This window comes from Streptomyces sp. NPDC059567 (assembly GCF_042735655.1).
GTDB lineage: Bacteria > Actinomycetota > Actinomycetes > Streptomycetales > Streptomycetaceae > Streptomyces.
On the sequence record NZ_JBHWBS010000005.1, the window covers coordinates 27,165 to 51,945 of the forward strand.

Consider the following 24,781-nt stretch of genomic DNA (forward strand, 5'->3'; position numbering starts at 1 on the left):
GCGGGGGGGGGGGGGGGGGGCGCGGGGCCGCGCGCGCCGGCCCCCCCCCGCCCCCGCGGGGGGCCGGGGCCCCCCCCCCCCCCAGGCCGGCTTCGCGGAACGCGTCCAGGCTCGGGCGGATCGTGGCGGTCGCCTGCGAGGTATCGGCCACCGCGTCCAGGGTCTTGAGGCCGTCACCGGTGTTGAGCACCACCGTGGTGAGCGTGGGGTCGAGGAGACCGGCCTCGATCAGCTTCTTCGTCACGCCGACGGTCACGCCGCCCGCGGTCTCGGCGAAGATGCCCTCGGTCTGCGCGAGGAGCTTGATCGCCTCGACGACCTGCTCGTCGTCGACGTCCTCCACCGCACCGCCGGTGCGGCGCGCGATGTCCAGGACGTACGGGCCGTCGGCCGGGTTGCCGATGGCGAGCGACTTGGCGATGGTGTTCGGCTTCTGGGGCCTCACGACGTCGTGGCCGGCCTTGAAGGCCGTCGACACCGGGGAGCAGCCCTCGGCCTGGGCGCCGAAGATCTTGTACGGCTTGTCCTCGACGAGGCCGAGCTTGATGAGCTCCTGCAGACCCTTGTCGATCTTGGTGAGCTGCGAGCCGGAGGCGATGGGGATGACGAGCTGGTCGGGCAGCTGCCAGCCGAGCTGCTCGCAGATCTCGTACGCGAGCGTCTTGGAGCCCTCGCCGTAGTACGGGCGCAGGTTGACGTTGACGAAGCCCCAGCCCTCGCCCAGCGGGTCGCCGATGAGCTCGGAGCAGAAGCGGTTGACGTCGTCGTAGTTGCCCTCGATGCCGACGAGTTCACCGCCGTAGACGGCGGCCATGACGACCTTGCCCTGCTCCAGGTCGTGCGGGATGAACACGCAGGAGCGGAAGCCGGCGCGGGCGGCGGCGGCGCCGACGGCGCCGGCCAGGTTGCCGGTGGAGGAGCAGGACAGGGTGGTGAAGCCGAAGGCGCGGGCGGCTTCGAGGGCCTGGGCGACGACGCGGTCCTTGAAGGAGTGCGTCGGGTTGCCGGAGTCGTCCTTGACGTAGAGCCTGCCCGGCTCGACGCCCAGCTCGCGGGCGAGGTTGTCGGCCTGGACGAGCTTGGTCCAGCCCGGGTTCAGGTTCGGCTTCTCGGCGACGTCGGCGGGGACGGGCAGCAACGGGGCGTAGCGCCAGATGTTGGCGGGGCCGGCCTCGATCTGCTTGCGCAGGGCCTCCGGGTCGCCGAGGGGCAGGTCGTAGGCGACTTCGAGCGGGCCGAAACAGAGCTCGCAGGCGAAGATGGGACCGAGGGGGAACTTCTCACCGCATTCACGACAGGAGAGTCCGGAAGCCGGACCGAGGTCAACCGTCGAAGTGGTGGTGGAAACAGTCTGTACAGCCATGGAGGCGAGGCCCTTTCTCCTCATCTTTCCCATGACGAACGTCGCCATGAGACGGATTTGGCACCTTCCCTAGCCGGGAGCCTCGCGGGCGCAGTGCTGACGACTGCGGACGAGACCGACTGGAGGGTTGCCGGGGCTTCAACGGGCCGTTTCCCTCTGCCCCTCTGGATGAGCGGTATTCGGTTGTAGAACGCAGGTGCACCCCGACATGCATCGGGCATCCGCGTTGTTCAAGACTGTAACCGAAGGCATGGACGCTTGAGATGGTCGTCCGAACCGCGAGATGGAGATCACGTTGCTGGATGAAGTGGAGCGCTGGCTGGCCCGGCGGTCCTGGTCCGTGGCAGACCGTCCGAGGGAACAGCTGCTGGCCGCCAAGCGGGGGACGACGGTCAGCGTGGTGCTGCCGGCGCTCGACGAGGAGGCGACGGTCGGCGACATCGTCTCCGTGATCCGCCGGGAGCTGATGTCCGAGGCGGTGCCGCTCGTCGACGAGCTCGTGGTGATCGACTCCGGCTCCACGGACCGTACTGCGGATGTCGCTGCGGCGGCCGGGGCGCGGGTGGTGGCGCGCGACGAGATCCTTCCGCGGATACCGGCCGTGCCGGGCAAGGGCGAGGTGCTGTGGAGGTCACTGATGGTGACCAGCGGTGACATCGTCTGCTTCGTCGACGCGGATCTGCGGGACTTCTCGGCGGACTTCGTCACCGGCATCATCGGCCCGCTCCTCACCGAGCCCGACGTCGACTTCGTGAAGGCGATGTACGACCGCCCGCTGGGCGACACGCCAGGTCAGGGCGGGCGGGTGACGGAGCTGGTGGCCCGGCCGCTGCTCAATCTGCACTGGCCGCAGCTGGCCGGTTTCGTCCAGCCGCTGGGCGGCGAGTACGCGGCGCGGCGCTCGCTGCTCGAGCGGCTGCCCTTCCCCGTCGGTTACGGAGTGGAGCTGGGCCTGCTCGTGGACGCGCTGCACACCGTCGGTCTCGACGCCCTCGCCCAGGTCGACGTCGGGGTCCGCAAACACCGCCACCAGGACGGGCAGGCGCTCGGCCGGATGGCGGCGGCGATCTACCGGACCGCGCAGCTGCGGCTGTCCCGCGGGCATCTGGTGCGGCCGCTGCTGACGCAGTTCGAGCGGGACGAGACGGGTGAGGGGAAGGGCTTCACACCGCGGACGTACGCCGTGGACACGGAGGAGCGACCGCCGATGGTCGACATCACGGAGTACGCGCGCCGCCGCGTGGCGTAACACCGAATGATGATGCTTTTTAACTAAATTTCCGTTTCATGCGGTTCAAAGATCGGATGACCACACGGCCGGTGGCGCTCGTCCTCGCCGTCGGCGCGCTCGGCTCGCTGTCCCTCGCCGCGGCCGGACCGGCCGCGGCGGACGTGGTGGAGCCCTTCGGCAAGCGGTACGACGCCTCCCTGTACGGCGACTTCACGACCGTCGGCAACACGGTCATGGGCTGCCCCACCGCCCCCGCCGGCCTGGCCGCGCGGTGCGCCACCGCCACCACGGGCCGGGGCGGCGACAACAACGACACCTTCGCCATGCAGCGGATCGACACCGCCTCCATGACCGCCGGCTACGGCTCCAGCACCGGCCGGGTGGAGATCCCCGCGGGCGCCGAGGTCGCGTACGCCCGGCTCTTCTGGGGCGGCAACGACGGCACGTACAAGGCACCGAGCGGTGCGCAGCTCAAGCGCTGCGACGTCTCCGGCGCCGACGTGTCGCCCTCGCCCGGCGACCAGGCGACGACCGCGCCGCGCATCCGGGTCGGCTCGGGGGCCGAGACGGACGTGTACATCGACTCCATGGTCACGGACCCGGAGGAGACCGCCGGCCCGCACTACTACACGGGCGAGTCGGACGTCACCGCCGCTTTCGCGGGTGTCCGCGGCGGCGCCACGCAGGTCGCGGTCGGCAACGTCTGGGCCCCGAACGGCAAGGGCTGTGTGGCGGGCTGGTCCCTGACGGTCGTCTACTCGTACCCCGGCCCCGAGCCGACGCACGCGCCGGACCGCCGCCATGTGTCCGTCTACGGCGGCCACGTGCTCCAGCGCCCCACCTCCCCCGCGACGACCGTCACCGTCGACGGCTTCCACCGGACGGCGGGCCGGGCGCGGGCGAGCGTGACGGCGTACGAGGGCGACTGGAACATGCCGGGGGACATGTTCCTCGTGAACGGCAGGAACGTCGCCGAGGCCCACACCGGCAACATCAACAACTTCTTCATCGGCGGGGACGCCGGGGCCGTCTCCCCCGACTCGGCCAACAACCTGAGCATCGACGTGAAGGCCTTCGACATCCCGGACGGGGCGGTCCCGGAGGGCGCGAGGTCGGCCGACCTGACGTTCAGGACTGCGGGCGACACGTACGTGGCCTCCGCGCTGGCCTTCTCCGTACCGGTGCCGGACCCGGAGAACACGAAGCCAACCCCCACCCCCACCCCGACACCCACCCCCACGCAGACGCGGGCCGCGACGGTCGCGCCGGCTCCCTCGTGGTCACCGCCCCCCATCTCTCCGTCACCGTCCCCCTCACCGACGGAGCCCGCGACCTCACCCACGCCGATCCCCGACCCCAACCCCACCACCCACCAGGCGCGCCCGGCCGCGCACGGGCCCGGTGGCTCGATGGCCGAGACGGGCGGCAACGGTGAACGGCTGTGGCTGCTCGGCGGTCTCGCCCTCGCGCTGGCCGCGACGGGAGCGGTGGCGAAGGCGGCGATGCGCAGCCGACGCCAACCCTGACGGGGGCACCGCGCGAACCCTGACGCGCCCCGGCGGCGTGGATTCGCCACACTTGTATACGTACGTTTGAGCGTTTACACGACGGGCTAGGTTCGGCACATGGCTTCTGTGCTTGTGGCGTCCAATCGGGGTCCGGTCTCGTACGCCCTCGCCGCCGACGGCACGCTCAGTGCCCGGCGCGGCGGGGGCGGTCTCGTTTCCGGGCTGAGTGCCGTGTCCTCCGAGGACAGTGAGTGGGTGTGCGCGGCGCTGTCGGACGGGGACCGGGAGGCGGTCCGCAGGGGCGTCTCCGAGCCGGGCGTACGGATGCTGGCCGTCGAGCCGGCGGTCTACCACGACGCGTACAACGGCATCGCGAACTCGGTGCTGTGGTTCCTGCACCACCACCTGTGGGACATCCCCAGCGAGCCGGTCTTCGACGCGGAGTTCCGACGCAGCTGGGAGTCGTACCGGGCCTACAACCGGGCGTTCGCGGAGGAGCTGGCGGACCGGGCCGCCGAGGGCGCGGCGGTCCTGGTGCAGGACTACCACCTGGCGCTGGTGCCGGGGCAGCTGCGGGAGCTGCGGCCGGATCTGCGGATCGGTCACTTCACGCACACGCCGTGGGCGTCGCCGGAGTACGCGCGGATGCTTCCGGCGGACATCCGCGAAGAGCTGCTCTGGGGGATGCTCGGCGCGGACGAGCTGGGCTTCCACACCTGGGGATGGGCGTCGTCGTTCATCACCGGCGCACGCGTCGACGGCGCGGGCGGGGTGGCCGAGGGGGCCCTGCGCGCCGACGACCCCTGGCGCGGGGTACACCACCACAGAGCGGGCGGAACGGCGCGGCGCACCCGGGTCCACGTCTACCCCCTGGGTGTGGACGGTGACGAGCTGCGCGCCCTCGCCCACCGCCCGGAGGTCGACGATCGCCTCGCGGCGCTGCGGGCCGAGGTCGGTGACCGCAGGACGATCGTGCGGGTGGACCGCACGGAGCTGTCGAAGAACGTGGTCCGCGGCCTGCTGGCGTACCGGGAGCTGCTGCGCGAGCGGCCCGAGTGGCACGACCGGGTCGTCCACCTGGCCTCGGCGTACCCGTCCCGGCAGGACCTGGCGGTCTACCGCGCGTACACGGCGACGGTGGCGGAGCTGGCGGAGGAGATCAACGCGGAGTTCGGCACGGACGACTGGCAGCCGGTGCTGCTGTCGGTGAAGGACGACTTCCCGCGCTCCCTCGCGGCGTACCGGCTGGCGGACGTGGCGCTGATCAACCCCATCCGCGACGGGATGAATCTGGTGGCGAAGGAGATCCCCGTGGTGTCGGAGACCGGCTGCGCCCTGGTCCTCTCGACGGGCGCGGGGGCGTACGACGAACTGCGCGAGGACGCGCTGACGGTCAGCCCGTACGACGTCTCCGAGACGGCCCGTGCGCTGCACCGCGCCCTGACCATGCCCCCGAGCGAACGCGCCGACCGCACCAAGCGCCTGGCCGCGGCGGCAACGGCGCTGCCGCCGCAGCAGTGGTTCCTGAAGCAACTGGAGGCGCTGCGCCGGTCCTGAACGGTCAGGCCCGGCCGCCGGGACGATCGCCGGAATCCGGCCGGATGCTCTCCGCCAAGTCCGAGAGGAACGCCACCACCGCCCCCGGCCCCGGGACCGACAGGTCGGCTCGGTCGGTGAGTTCCGGGACCTCGGCGGAGCCGCTGCAGACCAGGAGGCCCGGGGTGCCGTTCGAGCGGAGTTTCTCCACCGCGGCGAAGGCCGGGAGGTCGCCCAGGTCGTCGCCCGCGTAGAGGACGGACCCGGCGCCCACCTCCCGTACGTACTCCGCCAGGGCCACGCCCTTGTCCATGCCCGGCGGGCGCAGTTCGAGGACCATGCGGCCGGGTTCCAGGACCAGGCCGTGGCGGGCGGCGAGGTCGGCGAGGGGGGCCTTGAGGGCTTCGAAGGCGGCCTGGGGGTCGGTGGAGCGGCGGGTGTGGACGGCGACCGCGCGGCCCTTCTCCTCGATCCAGGTGCCCGGCCAGGCGCCGACGCTGTCGAGGAAGCCGGGGAGTTCGGCGCGGACGGAGGCGACGCCGGGGTGGACGGCGGAGGCCTGGACGGTGCCGGTGATCGCGTCCCAGCGTTCGGCGCCGTAGTGGCCGAGGACGACGAGGTGTTCCAGGCCGGGGACGCCGGCGAAGCCGCCGTAGCGGACCGCGACCCCGGCGGGGCGGCCGGTCACCACCGCGACGGAGGCGACCTCGGGGGCGAGTGCGGCGAGTGCGGCGACGGCGCCGGGGTGGGCGCGGGCCTGTTCGGGGTCGGGGACGATCTCGGCGAGCGTCCCGTCGAAGTCGAGGGCGACGACGGCCTTGTCCGGCCGCGCGAGGAGCGCGGCCAGGCCGTCGCGGCCTGCGGGTGTGGTCGGGTGCGGAAGGCTGCTGACCATACGACGACCCTACCGACGCGGGCTCAGCGGCGCTGCTCCTTCTCCGCACGGACGCGACGCAGCCGGTTGACGGTCACCGGGTCGTGTTCCAGGGCGCGCGGGTCGTCCAGGAGCGCGTTGAGGAGCTGGTAGTAGCGGGTCGCGGAGAGGCCGAGCTGTTCGCGGACGGCTCGTTCCTTGGCGCCGGGGCCCGGCCAGGAGCGGCGCTCCAGGGCGAGAACGGCGCGTTCCCGATCCCCCAGGGCGCGACGCTCTCCCGGTTCCTCATCGTTGGTCATACGAGCCAACTTATTCCGCGTTCTCCGCCTCCGTCGCCTCGCGGGCGAGCTTCGACAGGACCTCGGCGGGCGACTGCCCGGGCGCGACGGCCTTGCCGATGTTCTGCTTGACGTTCTCGCTGACCTTGGCCCAGGACGTCTTGCCGACCGGCGGGAGCTGGGAGTTCGGCAGCTCCTTGAGGAACTCGCGGAGGTTCTTGTGCTCCTCCTCGCTCTGCATGCGGGAGTACGCGCTGACCGTCGGCGGCAGCAGGTCGTTGTCGCCGGCGAACTTCAGCACGTTCTGGTCGCTGAAGACGAAGTCGAGGAACGTGCCGATCTCCTTGCGGTGGCCGTTCTGCTTGAAGCCCATGATCCAGTCGGCGACGCCCATGGACGCCTTGGCCTTGCCGTTGACGCCCGGCAGCGCGACCTTGCCCACCTTGACGCCCTTCTTCTCGGCCTCCTGCATGAGCGAGGGGTGGCCGTTGAGCATCCCGACCTCGCCGCGCGAGAAGGCCGCGAAGGCGTCCTTCCGGTTGAGCTTGCCGGGGGCTGTCGGGCCGGTGAGCTCCTTCTCGACCAGGTTCTTCTTCAGCCAGTCGAAGGTCTGGACGTTCAGGTCGGAGTCGATGCGGTAGCGGTCGCTGCCGTCGGTGTAGCCGTCGCCGCCGCTGAGCAGCCACATCATCGTCTCGGCCTGCGCCTCCTCCGGGCCGAGCGGCAGCGCGAAGGGGTAGGGGACGTCCTCGTCCTTCAGCTTCTCGGCGGCGGCGGCCAGCTCGTCCCAGGTCGTCGGCGCCTTGGTGATGCCCGCCTTGTCGAAGAGCTCCTGGTTGAAGAAGAGGAGCCGGGTGGAGGCGGCGAAGGGCAGGCCGTACTGGGTGCGCTTCATCTCGCCGGCGGAGACGAGCGGGGCGAGGAAGTTGGCCTGGACGGGGATGGAGAGCAGCTCGTCGGCGGAGTAGAGCTCGTCGGCGGCGGCGTAGTCGGCGTAGGCGCCGATCTGTGCGATGTCGGGGGCCTGGTCGGCCTTGACCATCTCGGCGACCTTGCGGTCGACGTCGTTCCAGGATTCGACCTGGACGTCGATCTTCACGCCGGGGTGCTCGGCCTCGTAGGCGGCGGTGAGCTCGTCCCAGTACTTCTTGGTGGTGTCGCCGCCGGTGAGGTCGTAGTCGGCGGCGACCAGCTTGAGGGTCACGTCGCCCGAGTCGGCGCCGGTGAGGCCGCAGCCGGAGAGCGCGGCGGTCAGGCCCATCGCGGCGATGGTCGCGGTCAGTCCAAGGAATCGCCGCTGCACAGCGCTGCCCCACCCTCTTTGGCTCGTCGTCGAGCTGTGATTTTCACAGGAGGAAAAGCATAAGGTCTACACCACTTGGGTATCGCTTCGGCATCGCACCTCCGGGTGCGGCACACCCCCGCCGGTAATTTGTATGCCCGCGCAACAATATCGGCCAGTGGACTAGACCTTTCGGGCGTTCACGCGCGAGACTGTTCCCGTGAGACACGTCATCGCCCTCGATGTGGGCGGCACCGGCATGAAGGCCGCCCTCGTCGGCACGGACGGCACCCTCCTCCACGAGGCACGGCGCGCCACCGGACGCGAACGCGGCGCCGAGGCCGTCGTCGAGACGATCCTCGGCTTCGCCGCCGAGCTGCGCGCCTATGGCCTGGAGCGGTACGGCGAGCCCGCCGCGGCCGCCGGCGTCGCCGTGCCCGGCATCGTCGACGCAGAGAACGGCATCGCCGTCTACGCCGCCAACCTCGGCTGGCGAGACGTCCCGATGCGCGCCCTGCTCAGCGAGCGCCTCGACGGCATCCCCGTCGCCCTCGGCCACGACGTCCGCACCGGCGGCCTCGCCGAGGGCCGCATCGGCGCCGGGAACGGCGCCGACCGCTTCCTCTTCGTGCCCCTGGGCACCGGGATCGCCGGCGCCATCGGCATCGGCGGAGCCATCGAGGCGGGCGCCCACGGCTACGCCGGCGAGATCGGCCACATCGTCGTCCGCCCCGGCGGCGCCGAGTGCGGCTGCGGCCAGCGCGGCTGCCTGGAGCGGTACGCCTCCGCCTCCGCCGTCTCCCACGCCTGGGCCACCGCCTCCGGCGACCCGGACGCCGACGCGGCCGACTGCGCCAAGGCCGTCGAATCCGGGGACGCCCGGGCCGTCCGCGTCTGGCAGGACGCCGTCGACGCCCTCGCGGACGGCCTGGTCACCGCGCTCACCCTGCTGGACCCCCGCACGCTCATCATCGGTGGCGGTCTCGCCGAGGCCGGGGAAACCTTGTTCACACCGCTGAGGGCCGCGGTGGAGGAACGCGTGACGTTCCAGAAGCTGCCCGCCGTCGTCCCGGCGGCCCTCGGGGACACCGCCGGATGCCTGGGCGCGGGCCTCCTCGCCTGGGACCTGCTCTCCCTCGACTCGGAGGTATCCACCTGATGGCCGTTTCCACAGTTCTCGCCGGAGCCCGCGTGGTGCTGCCCACCGGCGTCGTCGAGAACGGACGGGTGATCGTCGACGGCGGTCGCATCGCGGGCGCCGCGCCCGCCGACGCGCCCACGCTCGACCTCACCGGCCACTGGGTCGTCCCCGGCTTCGTCGACATGCACAACCACGGCGGCGGCGGCGCCTCGTTCACTTCCGGCACGGTGGACGAGATCCTCACCGGCGTCCACACCCACCGACTGCACGGCACCACCACGGTCGTCGCCTCGTTCGTGACCGGCGAGATGGACTTCCTGAGCCGGCGCGCCGGACTGCTCTCCGAGCTGGCCGAGCAGGGCGAGATCGCCGGCATCCACTTCGAGGGGCCGTTCATCTCCCCCTGCCGCAAGGGCGCCCACGACGAGACGCTGCTGCGCGATCCCGACCCGGCCGACGTCCGCAAGCTCGTCGACGCCGCCCGCGGCCAGGCCCGGATGGTCACCCTCGCGACCGAACTGCCCGGCGGCATCGACTCCGTACGCCTGCTCGCCGAACACGGCGTGATCGCCGCGATCGGCCACACCGACGCGACGTACGAGCAGACCGTCGAGGCCATCGACGCGGGCGCCACCGTCGCCACCCACCTCTACAACGCGATGCCCGCCCTCGGCCACCGCACCCCCGGCCCGATCGCCGCGCTCCTGGAGGACGAGCGCATCACGGTCGAGCTGATCAACGACGGCACGCATCTGCACCCGGCCTCGCTGGAGCTGGCGTTCCATCACGCGGGGCCGCGGCGGGTCGCGTTCATCACCGACGCGATGGACGCGGCGGGCTTCGGCGACGGGCAGTACTCGCTCGGCCCGCTGGCCGTCGAGGTGAAGGACGGCGTCGCACGCCTCGTCGAGGGCGGCTCCATCGCCGGCTCGACCCTGACCCTGGACCGCGCGTTCAAGCGCGCGGCGACCATCGACGGCCTGCCCGTCGAGTCGATCGTGCAGGCCATCTCCGCCAACCCGGCCCGCCTGCTCGGCATCGACGACAAGGTCGGCTCCCTGGAGCCCGGCAAGGACGCCGACCTCGTCGTCCTCGACGAGAACTTCGACGTCACGGGCGTGATGCGCAAGGGCGCCTGGGTGGTTGACCCTCAAGTGACCTGAGGGGGTCCGGGGGCATCCCCCGGAAGACACAGCGCCGACCGTGGCGCACGGCGGTTGGTCCGGGGACTGGGCCAACCGCCTTCTGTTTGGCATGATCGGGACGCGTTCCACGGCCGTTCCGACAGGTCCGGCCGGTCCACGACCAATCGACGGCGTACGGGGGTTACGGCAGGTGATTCTCACGGTCACCCTCAACACGGCACTGGACCTCACCTACCGGGTGCCCGCCCTCACCCCGCACGCCTCGCACCGCGTCACCCAGGTGATCGAGCGTCCCGGCGGCAAGGGCCTCAACGTCGCCCGCGTGCTCGCCGCCCTCGGCTACGACACCGTCGTCACCGGCTTCGCGGGCGGCGCGACCGGCGAGGTCCTGCACACCCACCTCGCCGAACTGCCGCTGACCGACGCGCTCGTCCCGACCGACGGGCCCACCCGCCGTACCGTCGCCGTCGTCGACACCGCGACCGGCGACACCACCCAGCTCAACGAGCCCGGCCCCACCGTCACCCCCGCCGAGTGGTCCGCGTTCACCGGCCGCTACACCGAACTGCTCACCGGCGCCGAGGCCGTGGCCCTGTGCGGCAGCCTGCCGCCCGGCATCCACGTCGGCGCGTACGCGGAGCTGATCCGGATCGCCCGCGGCGCCGACGTCCCCGTCCTGCTCGACACCAGCGGCGAACCCCTGCGGCGCGGCATCGCGGCCCGCCCCGACCTCGTCAAGCCCAACGCGGACGAGCTCGCCCAGCTCACCGGCTCACGCGAACCCCATCGCGCCACGCGTGACGCCCGCCGCCGCGGCGCGCACACGGTCGTCTCCTCGCTCGGCCCGGAGGGGATGCTCGCCGCCACGCCGGACGGCCTGTGGCTCGCCGCCCCGCCGGCCGCGGTGCGCGGCAACCCGACCGGCGCGGGCGACTCGGCCGTCGCGGGTCTGCTGTCCGGTCTCGTCGACGGGCTCCCGTGGCCGGACCGGCTGACCCGCGCGGTGGCGCTCTCGGCGGCGACGGTGCTCTCCCCGGTCGCGGGCGAGTTCGACCGGACGGCGTACGAGGAGCTGCTCACCCGGGTGAAGGTGACGGAGCCGGCCGAGGCGGCGTGACGCCCACCGCATGACGAAGGCCCCGCGGAACCAGGTTCCACGGGGCCTTTCGCGTGTCGCCGCACTCAGAGGTTGCTGATCTTCACCCAGTCGAAGATCACGTCGCACTGGTTGCCCACCTCGCACGACAGCATGATCGTGTTCTGACCCTTCTCGAGCGAGACCTGGGACCAGGTGGTCTGCCAGTTCTTCTCCAGGTTCGGGTCCGAGGACTTGATGAAGTTCTTCAGGTTCATCGGGTTCGTGTTGGCCTTGCCGTTGACGGTCACGGTGGCGTTGGCGTCCTTGGCCGGTACGGCGTAACGCACTTCCATCTTGTACGTGCCGGCCTCGGGCACCTCGGTCTGCCAGGTCGCGGAGGACCCGACCGTGTTGAACCCGGTCACGTACAGCCCGTCCGTGCCCTCGGCGCCCTTGATGTCCTTGGCGAGGCTCGCGGTGCCGCCGAGCTTCAGGGTGGCCGCGTCCTGCTGCGGCAGTGCGGCCGGGGTGTCGTCGGCGCTGGGCTGGGTGGAGGGTTCCTCCTGGACCTGCGTGGAGCCGCCGGTCGGCTTGCCGCCCGCGGTGCCGCCGTCGGTGTTCTCGTCACCGGTGTTGCTGATGACGGCGGCGGTGATTCCGATCACCACGACCGCGACGACCGCGATCGCGCCGATCAGCAGCCCCTTGGTGTTGGGTCCGCGGCCGCCGCCGCGCTGGGGCGGGAGCGGCGCCTGCCGGGTCCGCTCGCCACCGGGGTAGGTCTCGGGCGCGGCGTACTGAGGGTGCGGCTGGCCGTACTGCTGCTGGCCGCCGTAGTTCTGCTGCTGCGGCACGTGCGGCTGGCCACCGCCGTACTGGCGCTCGCCGACCGTTCTGACCTGGTTGTACGAGGTTCTGGGGACACCCGGCTGCGCGGCCGGACCGGGGTAGCCGTAGCCACCGGCCTGCCCGGGCGGCTGGGCGCCTGCCGCCTGGCCGTCCGCGTACAGGTAGCCGAACGGATCGTCGTCCTCGGGCGTGTTCGCGCCGTCGTTACCGGCAGCCATCCCTGGTCACTCCTATCCATGCTCGCCAGCCGTCGCCGACCGGCCGAGCCTACCCCGAATGGACCACCCGCCGATCCGTCCCTTGACCGAGCGGCAGGTGACCCGTGGGTAACGGAGCCGGCGCGGCAGGGGTGGGCCACGAGGGCGAAACGGGCTATCCGGCGCGGCGGTGGATCTTCGCCCGGGAGCGCTTCTCTATGTACATCCGCTGGTCGGCGGAGTTCAGGACCTCTTCGACGGTCATACCGCACTCGGCCCAGCCGATGCCGAAACTCGCCCCGACCCTGACCGCCCGTCCGTCGACCCGGATCGGCGGAATGATGGCGTTGCGCAGCCGTACGGCGAGGTCGGCGGCGTCGGCCGCGCCGAGGCCGTCGGCGAGGACGACGAATTCGTCACCGCCGAGCCGGGCGACGGTGTCCCCGTCCCGTACGCCGGTGGTGAGGCGCCGGGCGACCTCGATGAGGACGGCGTCGCCGGTGTGGTGCCCGAAGCGGTCGTTGATCGACTTGAAGCCGTCGAGGTCGCAGAAGAGGACGGCGAGCCCCTTCGTCCCGTCGTCGACCTCGCCGGCGGCGGGCGCGACGCTGTGGACGTGGTGGTCGTACGGTCCGCCGGCGCCGGGCCCGGCGCCGAAGCCGAAGTTGTGGTCGTGCCCGTAGGGGGCGTCGTAGTCGGTCTCCGGGATGGCATGCGGGCGCTCGCAGATCCGGGCGCTGAGCCGGGAGCGCAGTTCGGCGCTGTTGGGCAGGCCGGTGAGCGCGTCGTGCGAGGCGCGGTGGGCGAGCTGGAGCTCGTGGCGCTTGCGCTCCTCGATGTCCTCGACGTGGGTGAGGAGGAAGCGGGGGCCGTCGGCGGTGTCCGCGACGACGGAGTTGCGCAGGGAGACCCAGACGTAGGTGCCGTCGCGCCGGCCGAGGCGGAGCTCGGCGCGGCCGCCCTCGGCGGAGGTGCGGAGCAGCGTCCCTATGTCCTCGGGGTGGACGAGGTCGGCGAAGGAGTAGCGGCGCATCACGGACGCGGGGCGGCTGAGCAGGCGGCAGAGGGCGTCGTTGGTGCGCAGGAGGCGGCCGTGCTGGTCGCCGCCCATCTCGGCGATGGCCATGCCGGAGGGGGCGTACTCGAAGGCCTGCCGGAACGACTCTTCACTGGCGCGCAGGGCCTGCTGCTCGCGTTCGAGGCGGACGAGGGCGCGCTGCATGTTCGCTCGCAGCCGGGCGTTGCTGATCGCGATCGCCGACTGGGAGGCGTACATCTGGAGGGCTTCCTGGCCCCAGGGTCCGGGGTGGCGGCCGTTGCGGGGCCGGTCGACGGAGATCACGCCGAGCAGTTCGCGTTTGGAACCGGAGGCGTACATGGGGGCGTAGAGGCGGTCGTGCGGGTGCCACTCGTCCTCGAAGCGGGGGGCGGGGCCCTCGGTGTGCCACTGCGGGACGTCGTCCTCGATGAGGACCCAGCCCTCGGTGTGCGGGATGAACCTCAGGTCGCCCCAGGCGACGCCCATGGAGAGGCGGCGTTCCCAGGACTCGCGGGAGCCGACGCGGCCGGTGATGAGCGCCTCGGCGGCGGGGCTGCCGGCGAAGGCGGCGACGACGAGGTCACCGTCGGGGCGTACGAGGTTGACGCAGGCCAGTTCGTAGTTGAGGCCGGCGACGATCCCGTCGGCGACGGTCTGCAGGGTGTCCGCCAGACTGCGCGCTGTATTGAGGTCGGCCACGACCTGATGCAGTTGCCGCAGGGTCGCAAGACGGACGTACGGCTCCGACTCGGTCTCCATCGCTCGCTCTCCCCGAGACCTCGACAGCAACTCCAGGGTTCTCATCGGCACTCGTGCTGCATTGTCCTTGCCACTGAATCACAGCGAGCGTTGCACCCGGTACACAGGGTCAACAAATACTGAGCTCTGTGACTCAAGTCACACCAGGTCATGAAGCGTTGCAGGGGGTGCCGGAAAGCGCTCCCGTTCTTTCTTGAACGCAAAGAGAACGGTGCGGTACGGCTCTGGGGTACGGCTCCGGACGGTGCGGGCGCGGGCCCGGGGCCGGAGGTCCTAGGACCGGCGAGGGGGCGCGGACTGGTCCCCGGGCCCGATGCCGGGGCGCGGGGGCGGGGCTAGCGTGCGGGGTGTGCTGACGACGACCCCCGCCCCGCCCCCCGCCTCGGATCTGGCGATCCCTCATGCTGAGGGGGTGAGCAACGACGAGTTCCGTGCGGCCATGTCCCGCCTCGCGGCGGGCGTGGTGCTGGTGACGGCCCATGACCCGGACGACGGTCCGCGCGGTGAGGACGTCGGCATGACGGCGACGGCGTTCATGTCCGTCTCCCTCGACCCGCCGCTGGTGCTCGTCAGTCTCCGCAACGGCTCCCGCATGGACGACCTGCTGGACGAGGTCCCGGTATGGGCGGTCTCGGTCCTCTCCGAGAGCCAACGCCACATCGCGGGACGCTTCGCGATGAAGGGCCGGGTGAGCGACCGGCTCCTCTTCGAGGACGTTCCGTACACCCGCGGCGAGGAGAGCGGTGCCCCGCTGGTGGGCGGTGCCCTGGCGACCCTGGAGTGCCGCACGGAGAACCGCATGGTGGCCGGCGACCACACCCTGGTCGTGGCCCGCGTCCTGACGGCCGCCTTCCCGTCCTCGGACGGCTCCCCGCTGACCTACTTCCGCGGCAAGTACCGCCGGCTGGCCTGACGACGGCTCACGCCCCCCGAGGTCCCGTCAGCCCCAGCCGCGCCCCTGGCGGCCCCGCTTCGTCTCGGAGCGCTGCTTCTTCACCCGCAGCCGGCGTTCGTTGATGCCCCGTGGGATCTTCGTCGCCCGGCGCGGCTTCGGCGGTGGCGCCGTCGCCTCCGCGAGGAGCGCGGCGAGGCGGACCGCCGCCGTCTCCCGGTTGCGCCACTGCGAGCGGTGCTCCGACGCGCGGACCGTCACCACCCCGCCGACCATGCGCGAGGCGAGCCGTTCGAGCGCGCGCGCCTTCCAGACCTCCGGCAGCGCCTCCGTCGACGCCAGGTCGAAGCGGAGCTCCACCTGCGAGTCGCTGGTGTTGACGTGCTGCCCGCCCGGCCCCGACGACCGCGAGAAACGCCACATGAGCTCGGCCTCGGGAAGCGAGACGGAGCCGCGGATGAAATACGGACCGGACATGTCATCCATGTTCCCCGGAGCGGCTCCCGCACGTCATCCTGTTTTCGCACCTGTCCCGCACCGTGGAACCGGCAGGGCGTCGTCCGCGTTATCCCGTGTGACGACATCACGAAGGTCACGAAGAAAGGCACTTCCCATGGCTGTAAGCCTCTCCAAGGGCGGCAACGTCTCCCTGACCAAGGAGGCCCCGGGCCTCACCGCCGTCACCGTGGGCCTCGGCTGGGACGTCCGTACGACCACCGGCACCGACTTCGACCTCGACGCCTCCGCCATCGGCGTCGACGGCGTCGGCAAGGTCGCGTCCGACGCGCACTTCGTCTTCTTCAACAACAAGGCCACGCCGGACCAGACCATCGTCCACACCGGTGACAACCGCACCGGCGAGGGCGGCGGCGACGACGAGCAGATCAACGTCAACCTCGCCGCGCTGCCCCCGAACGTCGACAAGATCGTCTTCCCGGTCTCCATCTACGACGCGGTGAACCGCTCGCAGAACTTCGGCCAGGTCCGCAACGCGTACATCCGCATCATCAACCAGGCCGGCGGCGCCGAGATCGCCCGCTACGACCTCTCCGAGGACGCCGCCGTCGAGACCGCGATGGTCTTCGGTGAGCTGTACCGCAACGGAGCGGAGTGGAAGTTCCGCGCGGTCGGCCAGGGTTACGCCTCCGGTCTGGAGGGCATCGCCCGCGACTTCGGCGTCGCTCTCTGACGTACGCCGGAACGGTGGAGCCCCGGCGCGGGACCCGCGCCGGGGCTCCGTCGCGTTCGGGGCCACCAGCCGGGCGCCTCCGACCCGGGCGCCTCCGACCCGGCCGCGTCGAACCCGACCCCTGATCCAGGGCCCTGATCCGGGCCTCTGACCCGGCCGCGTCCGACCCGGTCCCTAGTTCGGGCTCTTCGGCTTCCCGTCCCCGTTCAGCCACACGTCCCACACCTGACCGAGGTCCTCCCCCGTCACCTCCTCCGCGTACGCGGTGAAGTCGTCGGTGGAGGCGTTCCCGTGACGGTGCTCCGCCGCCCAGCCGGACAGGAGCTCGAAGAAGGCGTCGTCGCCGACCTGCTGCCGGATCTTGTGCAGCACCATCGCGCCCCGCTGGTACACCGGCGGGTCGAAGAGGTTCTCCGCCGACGGCGGATCGGACGGCGGGAAGGCCCAGTTGGCGTCGGCGGCGAAGGCCGCCTCGAAGTTCACCTGCGCAGGGGTGGCCTCGAAGTCCTCCGCGTACAGCCACTCCGCGTATACCGCGAAGCCCTCGTTCAGCCACATGTCCTTCCAGGTGGCGGGCGTGACCGAGTTGCCGAACCACTGGTGCGCCAGCTCGTGCACCAGGATCTCGACGGTGAGGGAGTCCTGCGGGAAGACGGGCCGGGTCTGGGTCTCGAGCGCATAGCCCGCGTCGCCGTTCCGCTCGACGATCGCGCCGGTGGAGGAGAAGGGGTACGGCCCGAAGTTCTCCACCTGCCAGGCGAGGAGCTCGGGGATACGGGCGAGCAGCGGGGCGCTCTTCGCGGCGACCGACGGGTCGGCGGCGGTGAGCACGGGCAGCCCGGAGGGGGTGGCCGACACCTGCGTACGGAACTTCCCGACGGCCACCGTCGCGAGGTAGCTCGCCATCGGCTCCGCGGAGTGCCAGACGGAGGTGGTGCGGCCGTTCGCGGTCCGCTCGGAGGTCCGCAGGCCGTTGGAGATCGCCTGCGTGCCCTGCGGCACGGTCAGCGTGATGTCGTACGTCGCCTTGTCGGACGGGTGGTGGTTGCCGGGGAACCAGGCCATGGAGCCGACCGGTTCGCCGAGGGCGAGCGCCCCGTCCGCGGTGGGCAGCCAGCCCTCCTGCGAGCCGTCCGCGTCGGTGATCGTCTCGGGCCGGCCGGAGTACGCGACCGTCGTACGGAAGACCTTGCCCTTGTCGATGTCCGCGCGCGGGCGCAGCGTCAGCTCGTTCCCGGCCCGGTTGACGGCGGCCGGGTCGCCGTCGACCGTGGCGGAGTCGACGGTGAGCCCGGCGAGGTCGAGGTTGAAGGAGCTGAGGTCCTGGGTGGCGCGGGCCGTGATCATGGCGGTGCCGTCGAGACGGCCGCTCTTCGGGTCGTAGGCGAGGTCGAGGGCGTAGTGCGTGACGTCGTAGCCGCCGTTGCCGAGCTTGGGGAAGTACGGATCGCGCAGCCCCGCCGCGCCGGGCGTGCCGCGCACCCCGCCGACGTCCACACCACTGCCGCCGTCCCCACCACCGGTGCAGCCGGCGAGGACGAGCAGCGCGGCCACGGCTGTGCCCAGGGCGGCCCGGCTCCGTACATCCACCATTCGATCTTAGGCAAGGGTGCGCGGGGGCGAACGGCGGGCGTACGGCATCGGTGGCGCCCGACGGGGTCTCCGGGCGCCACCGACGGGCGTGACTCGCGAGGGTGACCGCCGGACGGGTCCCGTGCTGGGGCCCGTCCGCCGGTCCTGCCCGTCGTGCCTACTTGTTCAGCGCCTCGGCGCCCGCCTTGGCGAACTTCTCGTCCAGGTCGCCGCTCGGCGCGCCGGCGACACCGATGCCGGCGATCGGCGCGCCCTTGGCGGTGACCGGGACGCCGCCGCCGAGGAACAAGGTGCCGGGGATGTCCTTCAGGTTCGGGGCCTGGGCGAGGCGGCCCGCGAGGACGGAGGTGGGGGCGTTCCAGGAGACCGCGGTGAACGCCTTGCGCTCGGCCGACTCGTAGGACTGCGGGCCGGCGCCGTCGCCGCGCAGGGTGACGATGGTGTTGCCGTTGCGGTCGACGACCGCGACGGTGACGCGCTGGTTCTCGTCCTCGGCGGCGTCCAGGGTGGCCTGCGCGGCCTTGGTGGCGGCCTCGATCGTCAGGTGCGTGGTCTGCTGCAGGTTCGTGTTCGACGCGTCGGCCTTGGCGGCGACGGCCGGCGCGGCGGCCGGGGCCGAGGCGTTCGCGGAGACGGCGCCGAAGGTGCCGGCGGCGACGACGGCGGCGGTGGCGGCACCGAAGAGGATCTTCTTCTTCATGGAGGGCTCCTTGAGGCAGTGACGGTCTGAGGCCGTTGCGGTGATCGAGGCGTGTCGTTCGTTCGCTCTGCCATCGATCCTCCGGCCGTTTCCGGGCCCGTACGGTCCACGAACCGGCTGCCCCCGTCGCGCATGATGGACGACGGGGGTGTCAGCCGATCGGTTGATGCCCCCGTGGTCCTCCCGGGCCAGGATGGAAACGTAGACCCAGGTCAGAGCCGTGACCGGGCGCCTGATGGAGAGGTACGCGATGGAGCAGGACCCGGACGCCCGCTGGCTGGCGCGGGTCATGCACATCGCCTTCTTCCTCCTCCTCGGCGCCTCGCTGGTCCGCTTCCTGCTGCGGCACCCGTGGGAGGACCGCAGCCCCTGGATCGTCGCCCTCTCCGGCGCCCTCGCCGCCCTCTACCTCCTCGGCCCCGTCCTCGGCACCCGCGCCACCCCCCGCCGGATCGCCTGGCTCTTCACGGTCGTCGCGGTCTGGATGGTCCTGGTGGTCCTCGCGCCGAGCTTCGCCTGGTGCGCGGTGCCGCTCTTCTACACCGGCCTTCGCACGCTCCCGCCGCGCGCCGCCCTCGTCCTGGTCACCCTCCTCACCGTCTTCGTGGTCACGGCGCAGGTCCAGCTCTCGAACGGCGGCTTCGACCCGAACCTGATCGTCGCCCCGCCGGCCGTCGCCGCGATCGCGACGGCCGTCTTCGTCCACGCTCAGCGGCAGGCGGAGAGGCAGCGGGCGCTGATCGACGACCTGATCCGCACCCGCCGCGAACTGGCCGCGATCGAGCGCCGCGAGGGCACCCTCGCCGAGCGCCAGCGGCTCTCCATGGAGATCCACGACACCCTGGCCCAGGGCCTGTCCAGCCAGCAGATGCTGCTCCAGGCGGCCGAGCGCACCTGGGACACCGACCCGTCGACCGCCCGCCGCCATGTCCGTACCGCCGAGTCGATCGCCGAGCGCAATCTCGCCGAGGCCCGACGCTTCGTCCACGACCTCGCCCCGGCCGACCTGGCCGAGGGCGGCGGCCTGGAGGAGGCGCTGCGCATGCTCGCCGGGCGCGAGTCCGCCGTGTTCCGCGTCGACGGTGTCCCGGTCACGCTGCCCGAACGGGTGCAGTCGGCGCTGGTGCGCATCGCGCAGGGCGCCCTCGCCAACGTCCGCGAGCACGCCGCCGCCACCTCCGCCGCCCTGACCCTGACCTACCTCGACGACCAGGTCGTCCTCGACATCGCAGACGACGGCCGCGGCTTCGACGCCGGCGCGGGGTCCCGGGCCGGCCGGGCGGGCGGCGAACGCGGCGTGCGGGGCCACGGCCTGCCCGCGATGCGGGTGCGGGCCCAGCAGCTCGGCGGCACACTCACCGTGGAGTCCACCCCCGGCGAGGGCACGGTGCTCTCGGCCGCGATCCCCCTGTCCACGCCCTTGGAGGCCGGCGCATGACCGTACGGATCCTGCTCTGCGACGACCACGCCGTCGTACGCGCCGGGCTGCTCGCCCTGCTCGGCAGCGCCCCCGACATAGAGGTCGTCGGCGAGGCCGGGAGCGGCGAGGAGGCGGTGGCGATGGCCGCCAAGCTACGACCCGACGTCGTCCTGATGGACCTTCAGCTCGGCGCCGGCATCGACGGCGTGGAGGCGACCCGCCGGATCGCGGGGTCCACGTCCGGCGTCCACGTCCTGGTCCTCACCACGTACGACACCGACGCGGACATCACCCGCGCCATCGAGGCCGGCGCCACCGGCTACCTCCTGAAGGCGGAGCGCCCCGAGGAGCTGTTCGCCGCGATCCACTCCGCCGCCCAGGGCCGTACGACGCTCTCCCCGCCGGTCGCCAGCCGCGTCATGGACCGGATGCGGGGAGCGGCCGGGCCCACCCTCACCGACCGCGAACGGGACATCCTCGGCCAGCTCGCGCACGGCCTCGGCAATCGCGAGATCGCCCGCGCGCTCTTCATCAGCGAGGCGACCGTGAAGACGCACCTCGGCCGAATCTACGCCAAGCTCGGCGTGGACACACGTGCGGGCGCGGTCGCCGTGGCGAAGGAACAGCGTCTGCTCCCCTGACACTGCTACTCTGCGTTGCCGTTCTATCGCAGAGTGTCAGTTCGTCTCGTCTCGTTGTGGGAGCGCATGTGAAGATCGCCTGCGTCGGCGGTGGGCCCGCCGGCCTGTACTTCTCGATCCTGATGAAGCGGCAGGACCCGTCTCACGAGATCACCGTCTACGAACGGAACGCGGCCGGCTCCACCTACGGCTGGGGCGTGACCTACTGGGCCGGGCTGCTCGACAAGCTGCGGGCCGGCGACCCGGAGTCGGCGCGCGCCATCGACGAGGCCTCCGTCCGCTGGACCGACGGCGTCGCCATCGTCCGCGACGAGCGGACCGTCCACCGCGGCGACAAGGGCTTCGGCATCGGCCGGCGCCGGATGCTCGCGCTCCTCGCCGAGCGGGCGGAATCGCTCGGCGTCCGCGTCGAGTTCGAGCACGCCATCACCGGGCCCGACGCGCCCGAGCTCGCGGACGCCGATCTGGTCGTCGCGGCCGACGGAGTCAACAGCGTGCTGCGCGAGGCCCACGCCGCCGACTTCGGCGCCGAGGTCGCCTCCGGCCGCAACCACTACATCTGGCTCGGCACCACCAAGGTCTTCGACTCCTTCAGCTTCGCCTTCAAGGAGACCGAGCACGGCTGGATCTGGTGCTACGCGTACGGCTTCAGCGGCGAGCAGTCCACGTGCGTCGTCGAGTGCTCCCCGGAGACCTGGACGGGGCTGGGGCTCGGCACGATGAGCGAGGCGGACAGCCTGAACGTGCTGGAGAAGCTCTTCCACGACCTCCTGGACGGCCATCCGCTGATCGGCCGCGCGCAGGACGACGGCGCCGCGCAGTGGCTGAACTTCCGCACGCTGACCACCCGCGCCTGGCACCGCGGCAACCTCGTCCTGCTCGGCGACGCCGCCCACACCACGCACTACTCGATCGGCGCGGGCACGACGCTGGCCCTGGAGGACGCCCTCGCCCTCGCGGACGCCCTGCGCGGGGGCACCGGGGACCTCGACTCCGCCCTGACCCGCTACGGCCGGCGGCGGCGCGCGGAGCTCCTCTCGGCGCAGAGCGCGGCCCGCTACAGCGCCCAGTGGTACGAGAACCTCCCGCGCTACATGCGCCTGGAGCCGCGCCAGATGTTCGCGCTCCTGGGCCAGCGCCACTCGCCCCTGCTCCCGCACGTCCCTCCGCAGCTCTACTACCGGATCGACCGGATGGCCGACGGCCTGGAACCCCTGCGCCGCCTGAAGCGCTGGCTGGGCCCCCGCCTGGCCCGCACCCTGCACGCCCGCTCACGGGGCTGAGAGCGGGGGCTTCGGGGGTGCGGGAGGCTCCGGCGTCCGGGCGCGGGCGCTCCGGGGGTGCGGGGGGCTGCCCGCGGGCGCGTTGGCACCAGGGACGCGCAAGGCTCCGGCGTCCGGGCGCGCGCTCCGGGCAGCCGAGGCTCCTGGTGCCCGGGCGCGGGGGCTTCGACGGATAAGGCCCCCTCGCGCAGGCACGGGGCGCGCTCGCGGCAGGGCGCTTCCGCGCATGCGGGAGACCCGGGCGCGGCCGCGCGTGCGTCCCGGGGGCAGGCGCGTGGGAGCATCGTCTCCGTGCTCGACATCGGCTACTCCCTCTCCCGTCGCTTCCCCGACCCCCCGCAGACCGACTACCGGCGCGCTGACGTCCACGCCCTGCGCCACGACCTGTTCTGCGGGGACGTGTACCTCGCCGACCCCAAGGCCGACCGCGAGGTGTCCACAGCCTGGGGATGGGTGCCGGTACTCGACTTCGCCTGGGCGCTGTGCGACATCGTCGAGCAGCTCGACCGCGACCCCCGCGGCAGCCGGTCCTCGCAGCGCCAGTACGCGGAGCTCGACTTCACCGAGTCCTCGGACCGGATGCTCTTCGAGCGCCGCTTCGGCTGGGTGGACGTGGAGGCCGACTGGATGCCGGGCGACGAGCCCCCGCTCACCTTCAACCACCGCGAACTGCGCCGCGAGGCCCGCGACTTCCTGCACGACCTGATCGCCGACCTCACCGACATGCACGAGGGTCTCGGCGACAACCCGGTGATCTGGGACCTCCAGGCCCGCTTCCCCCGCGTCCCGTAACCCCCCTCAGTCCTCCACCCTCACCCCCAGCTGCGCGGCGAACACCGGCGCCAGATCCAGCAGCTGCCCCGTACTGATCACCGCGCCCGCCAGGGCGTCCACCCCACGCGCGATCTCCAGACGCTCCACCGTCCGCAGATCGACGTCCTTCATCCGCGCCCCGCTGAAGTCCGCCCCCTTCAGCACGCAGTCCCGGAACTCGACCCGTTCGAGCACCGCGCCCCCGAAGTCGGGCTCGCTCAGCACACACCCCTCGAAGACGACGTCCTTCAGCTTCGCCGTCCGCAGATTCAGATAGTCGATCTTCCCTCCCCTCACCAGGACCCGCTCGAACACCGCCCCGTGCAGCTGCGTCCCGCCGAGCCGCGCGTCCACGATCTCCACGTCCCGCAGCGACGCCCCCGCCAGATCCGTGCCCACACCCCGGATCCCGCTCAGCACGGAGTCCAGGACCCGCGCCGAGGTCAGCCGTGTCTCGTCCACCGCGCAGTCCCGCAGCGCACAGTCCAGGAACCGCGCCCCTCCCCCGTCCTGCCCCGCCAGATCGAGCCCCACGAACTCCAGGCCGTCGTAGTCCCCGTCCGGGTCGAGCCCCCCTTCGTACGCCTCCAGCGGAGGCAGCCGCACCTCCGGCCGACGCACGCCCGCCACCTTCTTCTTCCCTGTCGCCATGCACTCATAGTGACCTGCGCCACTGACAACGCCCCCGGTGTCACAAACCGAGCGGCCCCCGCCGTCCCCTGTGCAAGACCGAGACGAGGGAGCACGAGATGCAGCGCAGCAGGAAGCACATCACCGTCATCGGCGGCGGATTCGCCGGACTCACCGCGGCGATCACCGCCGCCGAGTCCGGGGCCAAGGTCACCCTCCACGAGGCCCACCACACCCTCGGCGGCCGCGCCCGCACCGCCGAAGGCCGCTACCGCACCAACGAGGGCCCCCACGCCGTCTACAACGGCGGCCCCCACTGGACCTGGCTCACCCAGCGCGACCTCCTCGGCCCGCTCGCGCCCCTGCCGCTGCGCGAAGCCGCCCGCTTCCGCTTCCACCGCGCCGGGACCCTGCGCCGCATCCCGCCGCTCGGCTTCCTCCGGCACACCCTCCGTACCTCCGAAGAGGCCCCCGTCGACACCGACTTCCTGACCTGGGCCACCCGCGTCGCCGGCCCCGAGGCCGCCCGCCAGGCCGCCGCGTACAGCGCGGTCGCCCTCTTCCACCACGACCCCGGCACCCTCTCCGCCCGCTTCGTCCAGGAACGGCTGCACCGGGCCGCCGCCCTGCCGCCCGAGGCGCGCTACATCCGCGGCGGCTGGGGGCAGCTGATCGACCGCATGGCGGCCCGCGCCTGGAACCTGGGCGTACGGATCGAGACCTCCTCCCGGCTCGACGAACTGCCGCTCGCCGACGGCCCGGTCGTCGTCGCCACCTCCCTCGCCGCGGCCTCCCGGCTCCTCGGCGACCCCGGCCTGACCTGGGAGAGCGGCCGCACCGTCCTGTTCGACCTGGCGCTGCGCACCCGGACGGGTGATCCGTTCGTCGTCTCCGACCTCGACGCCCCCGGCTGGATCGAGCGCTTCACCGCACAGGACCCCTCCCTCGCCCCCGCCGGCGAGCAGCTGGTCCAGGCGCAGCTCCCCATCGGCCCCGGCCACTCCAAGGCCGACGGCATCGCCCACGCCGAGCGCCTGCTCGACCTCGGCTTCCCCGGCTGGCGCGACCGTACGGTCTGGCGCCGCGAGGCCGTCTGCGCAGGCCGTACGGGAGCCCTCGACCGCCCCGGCACCACCTGGCGCGACCGCCCCGCGATCGACCGCGGCGACGGCGTCTACCTGGCGGGAGACCAGGTCGCGGCGCCCGGAGTGCTGGCCGAAGTGTCGTTCACGAGCGCCGTCGAGGCGGTGTCCCTGGCGCTGCGCACGAAGAGGCTTGACCTCAAGCACGCTTGAGGTCGGAGGCTGTCGTACGTCAACGGGAGAACATCACCAGGGGAG

23 protein-coding genes and 1 riboswitch are annotated in these 24,781 nt (G+C 72.1%); of the genes, 13 read left to right on the forward strand and 10 right to left on the reverse strand.

All coding sequences use genetic code 11. The features are described 5' to 3' along the window. The coding region (gene thrC, locus ACFVZW_RS04220; RefSeq protein WP_384516479.1) for a threonine synthase at positions 1 to 1,363 on the reverse strand (1,363 nt) is incomplete at its 3' end. Between the two features lie 17 nt (positions 1,364 to 1,380). Then, a riboswitch (SAM riboswitch) is annotated at positions 1,381 to 1,538 on the reverse strand. A gap of 120 nt (positions 1,539 to 1,658) precedes the next feature. Between thrC and ACFVZW_RS04225 the strand changes: the two genes are divergently transcribed. The 3 genes from ACFVZW_RS04225 to ACFVZW_RS04235 all read left to right on the forward strand — a co-directional run bounded on the left by ACFVZW_RS04225 (position 1,659) and on the right by ACFVZW_RS04235 (position 5,659). Then, positions 1,659 to 2,612: a glucosyl-3-phosphoglycerate synthase gene (locus ACFVZW_RS04225; protein ID WP_384516482.1), complete on the forward strand. Its 954-nt coding sequence runs from the start codon at positions 1,659 to 1,661 to the stop codon at positions 2,610 to 2,612. Between the two features lie 38 nt (positions 2,613 to 2,650). Beyond that, on the forward strand, positions 2,651 to 4,120 hold the full coding sequence (locus ACFVZW_RS04230) for a hypothetical protein (RefSeq protein ID WP_384516485.1): 1,470 nt from the start codon (positions 2,651 to 2,653) through the stop codon (positions 4,118 to 4,120). 99 nt (positions 4,121 to 4,219) lie between these two features. Further along, positions 4,220 to 5,659, forward strand: coding sequence for a trehalose-6-phosphate synthase (locus ACFVZW_RS04235; RefSeq protein WP_384516488.1), 1,440 nt, complete (start codon positions 4,220 to 4,222; stop codon positions 5,657 to 5,659). 4 nt (positions 5,660 to 5,663) lie between these two features. Here the strand turns inward: ACFVZW_RS04235 and otsB are convergent, their stop codons facing one another. From otsB to ACFVZW_RS04250, 3 genes are read right to left on the reverse strand one after another with little or no spacing between them, the layout of a single operon-like run. Beyond that, positions 5,664 to 6,533, reverse strand: a complete 870-nt coding sequence (otsB, locus tag ACFVZW_RS04240) for a trehalose-phosphatase (RefSeq protein WP_384516491.1) — start codon at positions 6,531 to 6,533, stop codon at positions 5,664 to 5,666. Between the two features lie 23 nt (positions 6,534 to 6,556). Beyond that, on the reverse strand, positions 6,557 to 6,811 hold the full coding sequence (locus ACFVZW_RS04245; protein WP_383549913.1) for a DUF3263 domain-containing protein: 255 nt from the start codon (positions 6,809 to 6,811) through the stop codon (positions 6,557 to 6,559). 10 nt (positions 6,812 to 6,821) lie between these two features. Continuing rightward, positions 6,822 to 8,093, reverse strand: a complete 1,272-nt coding sequence (locus ACFVZW_RS04250) for an ABC transporter substrate-binding protein (protein ID WP_384516494.1) — start codon at positions 8,091 to 8,093, stop codon at positions 6,822 to 6,824. Between the two features lie 199 nt (positions 8,094 to 8,292). Between ACFVZW_RS04250 and ACFVZW_RS04255 the strand changes: the two genes are divergently transcribed. The 3 genes from ACFVZW_RS04255 (at position 8,293) to ACFVZW_RS04265 (ending at position 11,475) form a co-directional block, all read left to right on the forward strand. After that, positions 8,293 to 9,231, forward strand: coding sequence for an ROK family protein (locus tag ACFVZW_RS04255; protein WP_384516497.1), 939 nt, complete (start codon positions 8,293 to 8,295; stop codon positions 9,229 to 9,231). Next, the gene (gene nagA, locus ACFVZW_RS04260) at positions 9,231 to 10,376 is read left to right on the forward strand and encodes an N-acetylglucosamine-6-phosphate deacetylase (protein WP_384516499.1); all 1,146 of its coding nucleotides are present in this window, start codon (positions 9,231 to 9,233) and stop codon (positions 10,374 to 10,376) included. The genes ACFVZW_RS04255 and nagA overlap by 1 nt, the downstream gene beginning before the upstream one ends. A 172-nt stretch (positions 10,377 to 10,548) precedes the next feature. Continuing rightward, positions 10,549 to 11,475 carry a 1-phosphofructokinase family hexose kinase gene (locus ACFVZW_RS04265; RefSeq protein ID WP_384516502.1) on the forward strand — a complete coding sequence of 309 codons (927 nt, stop codon included), beginning with the start codon at positions 10,549 to 10,551 and terminating at the stop codon, positions 11,473 to 11,475. Between the two features lie 65 nt (positions 11,476 to 11,540). Here ACFVZW_RS04265 and ACFVZW_RS04270 read toward each other — a convergent pair whose 3' ends face one another. Together ACFVZW_RS04270 and cdgB are read right to left on the reverse strand one after the other, a co-directional pair. Continuing rightward, on the reverse strand, positions 11,541 to 12,503 hold the full coding sequence (locus ACFVZW_RS04270; protein WP_384516504.1) for a CBM35 domain-containing protein: 963 nt from the start codon (positions 12,501 to 12,503) through the stop codon (positions 11,541 to 11,543). Positions 12,504 to 12,657: 154 nt separating this feature from the next. Beyond that, positions 12,658 to 14,280 carry a diguanylate cyclase CdgB gene (cdgB, locus tag ACFVZW_RS04275; protein WP_384516506.1) on the reverse strand — a complete coding sequence of 541 codons (1,623 nt, stop codon included), beginning with the start codon at positions 14,278 to 14,280 and terminating at the stop codon, positions 12,658 to 12,660. A 313-nt stretch (positions 14,281 to 14,593) separates the two neighbouring features. Between cdgB and ACFVZW_RS04280 the strand changes: the two genes are divergently transcribed. Next, positions 14,594 to 15,193 (forward strand): flavin reductase family protein, encoded by a 600-nt coding sequence (locus tag ACFVZW_RS04280; protein WP_384516509.1) that lies wholly within the window; start codon positions 14,594 to 14,596, stop codon positions 15,191 to 15,193. Positions 15,194 to 15,220: 27 nt separating this feature from the next. Here ACFVZW_RS04280 and arfB read toward each other — a convergent pair whose 3' ends face one another. After that, complete coding sequence (gene arfB, locus ACFVZW_RS04285) at positions 15,221 to 15,658, reverse strand: alternative ribosome rescue aminoacyl-tRNA hydrolase ArfB (RefSeq protein WP_384516511.1); 438 nt, start codon at positions 15,656 to 15,658, stop codon at positions 15,221 to 15,223. Between the two features lie 127 nt (positions 15,659 to 15,785). Here arfB and ACFVZW_RS04290 point away from each other — a divergent pair, with 127 nt between their 5' ends. After that, entirely contained in the window at positions 15,786 to 16,361 is a 576-nt protein-coding gene (locus ACFVZW_RS04290) for a TerD family protein (RefSeq protein ID WP_384516513.1), read from the forward strand. A 174-nt stretch (positions 16,362 to 16,535) separates the two neighbouring features. On the opposite strand, the gene ACFVZW_RS04295 is transcribed toward ACFVZW_RS04290, so the two are convergent. Further along, a complete protein-coding gene (locus ACFVZW_RS04295; RefSeq protein ID WP_384516515.1) occupies positions 16,536 to 17,954 on the reverse strand; it encodes a M1 family metallopeptidase in 1,419 nt (472 codons plus the stop codon). Between the two features lie 157 nt (positions 17,955 to 18,111). Beyond that, complete coding sequence (locus ACFVZW_RS04300; RefSeq protein WP_384516518.1) at positions 18,112 to 18,654, reverse strand: heme-binding protein; 543 nt, start codon at positions 18,652 to 18,654, stop codon at positions 18,112 to 18,114. A 235-nt stretch (positions 18,655 to 18,889) separates the two neighbouring features. Here ACFVZW_RS04300 and ACFVZW_RS04305 point away from each other — a divergent pair, with 235 nt between their 5' ends. The 4 genes from ACFVZW_RS04305 to ACFVZW_RS04320 all read left to right on the forward strand — a co-directional run bounded on the left by ACFVZW_RS04305 (position 18,890) and on the right by ACFVZW_RS04320 (position 22,790). Continuing rightward, complete coding sequence (locus ACFVZW_RS04305; protein ID WP_384516790.1) at positions 18,890 to 20,092, forward strand: sensor histidine kinase; 1,203 nt, start codon at positions 18,890 to 18,892, stop codon at positions 20,090 to 20,092. Beyond that, positions 20,089 to 20,715: a response regulator transcription factor gene (locus ACFVZW_RS04310; RefSeq protein ID WP_329117865.1), complete on the forward strand. Its 627-nt coding sequence runs from the start codon at positions 20,089 to 20,091 to the stop codon at positions 20,713 to 20,715. Before ACFVZW_RS04305 ends, ACFVZW_RS04310 begins: the two co-directional genes overlap by 4 nt. A 68-nt stretch (positions 20,716 to 20,783) precedes the next feature. Then, positions 20,784 to 21,998 (forward strand): FAD-dependent monooxygenase, encoded by a 1,215-nt coding sequence (locus tag ACFVZW_RS04315; protein ID WP_384516521.1) that lies wholly within the window; start codon positions 20,784 to 20,786, stop codon positions 21,996 to 21,998. Positions 21,999 to 22,289: 291 nt separating this feature from the next. Next, complete coding sequence (locus tag ACFVZW_RS04320; protein WP_384516524.1) at positions 22,290 to 22,790, forward strand: hypothetical protein; 501 nt, start codon at positions 22,290 to 22,292, stop codon at positions 22,788 to 22,790. A gap of 6 nt (positions 22,791 to 22,796) precedes the next feature. On the opposite strand, the gene ACFVZW_RS04325 is transcribed toward ACFVZW_RS04320, so the two are convergent. After that, on the reverse strand, positions 22,797 to 23,462 hold the full coding sequence (locus ACFVZW_RS04325) for a pentapeptide repeat-containing protein (RefSeq protein ID WP_384516527.1): 666 nt from the start codon (positions 23,460 to 23,462) through the stop codon (positions 22,797 to 22,799). Between the two features lie 98 nt (positions 23,463 to 23,560). On the opposite strand from ACFVZW_RS04325, the gene ACFVZW_RS04330 reads away from it, so the two are divergent. Beyond that, positions 23,561 to 24,736 (forward strand): NAD(P)-binding protein, encoded by a 1,176-nt coding sequence (locus ACFVZW_RS04330; RefSeq protein WP_384516529.1) that lies wholly within the window; start codon positions 23,561 to 23,563, stop codon positions 24,734 to 24,736. Positions 24,737 to 24,781: the final 45 nt, after the last annotated feature.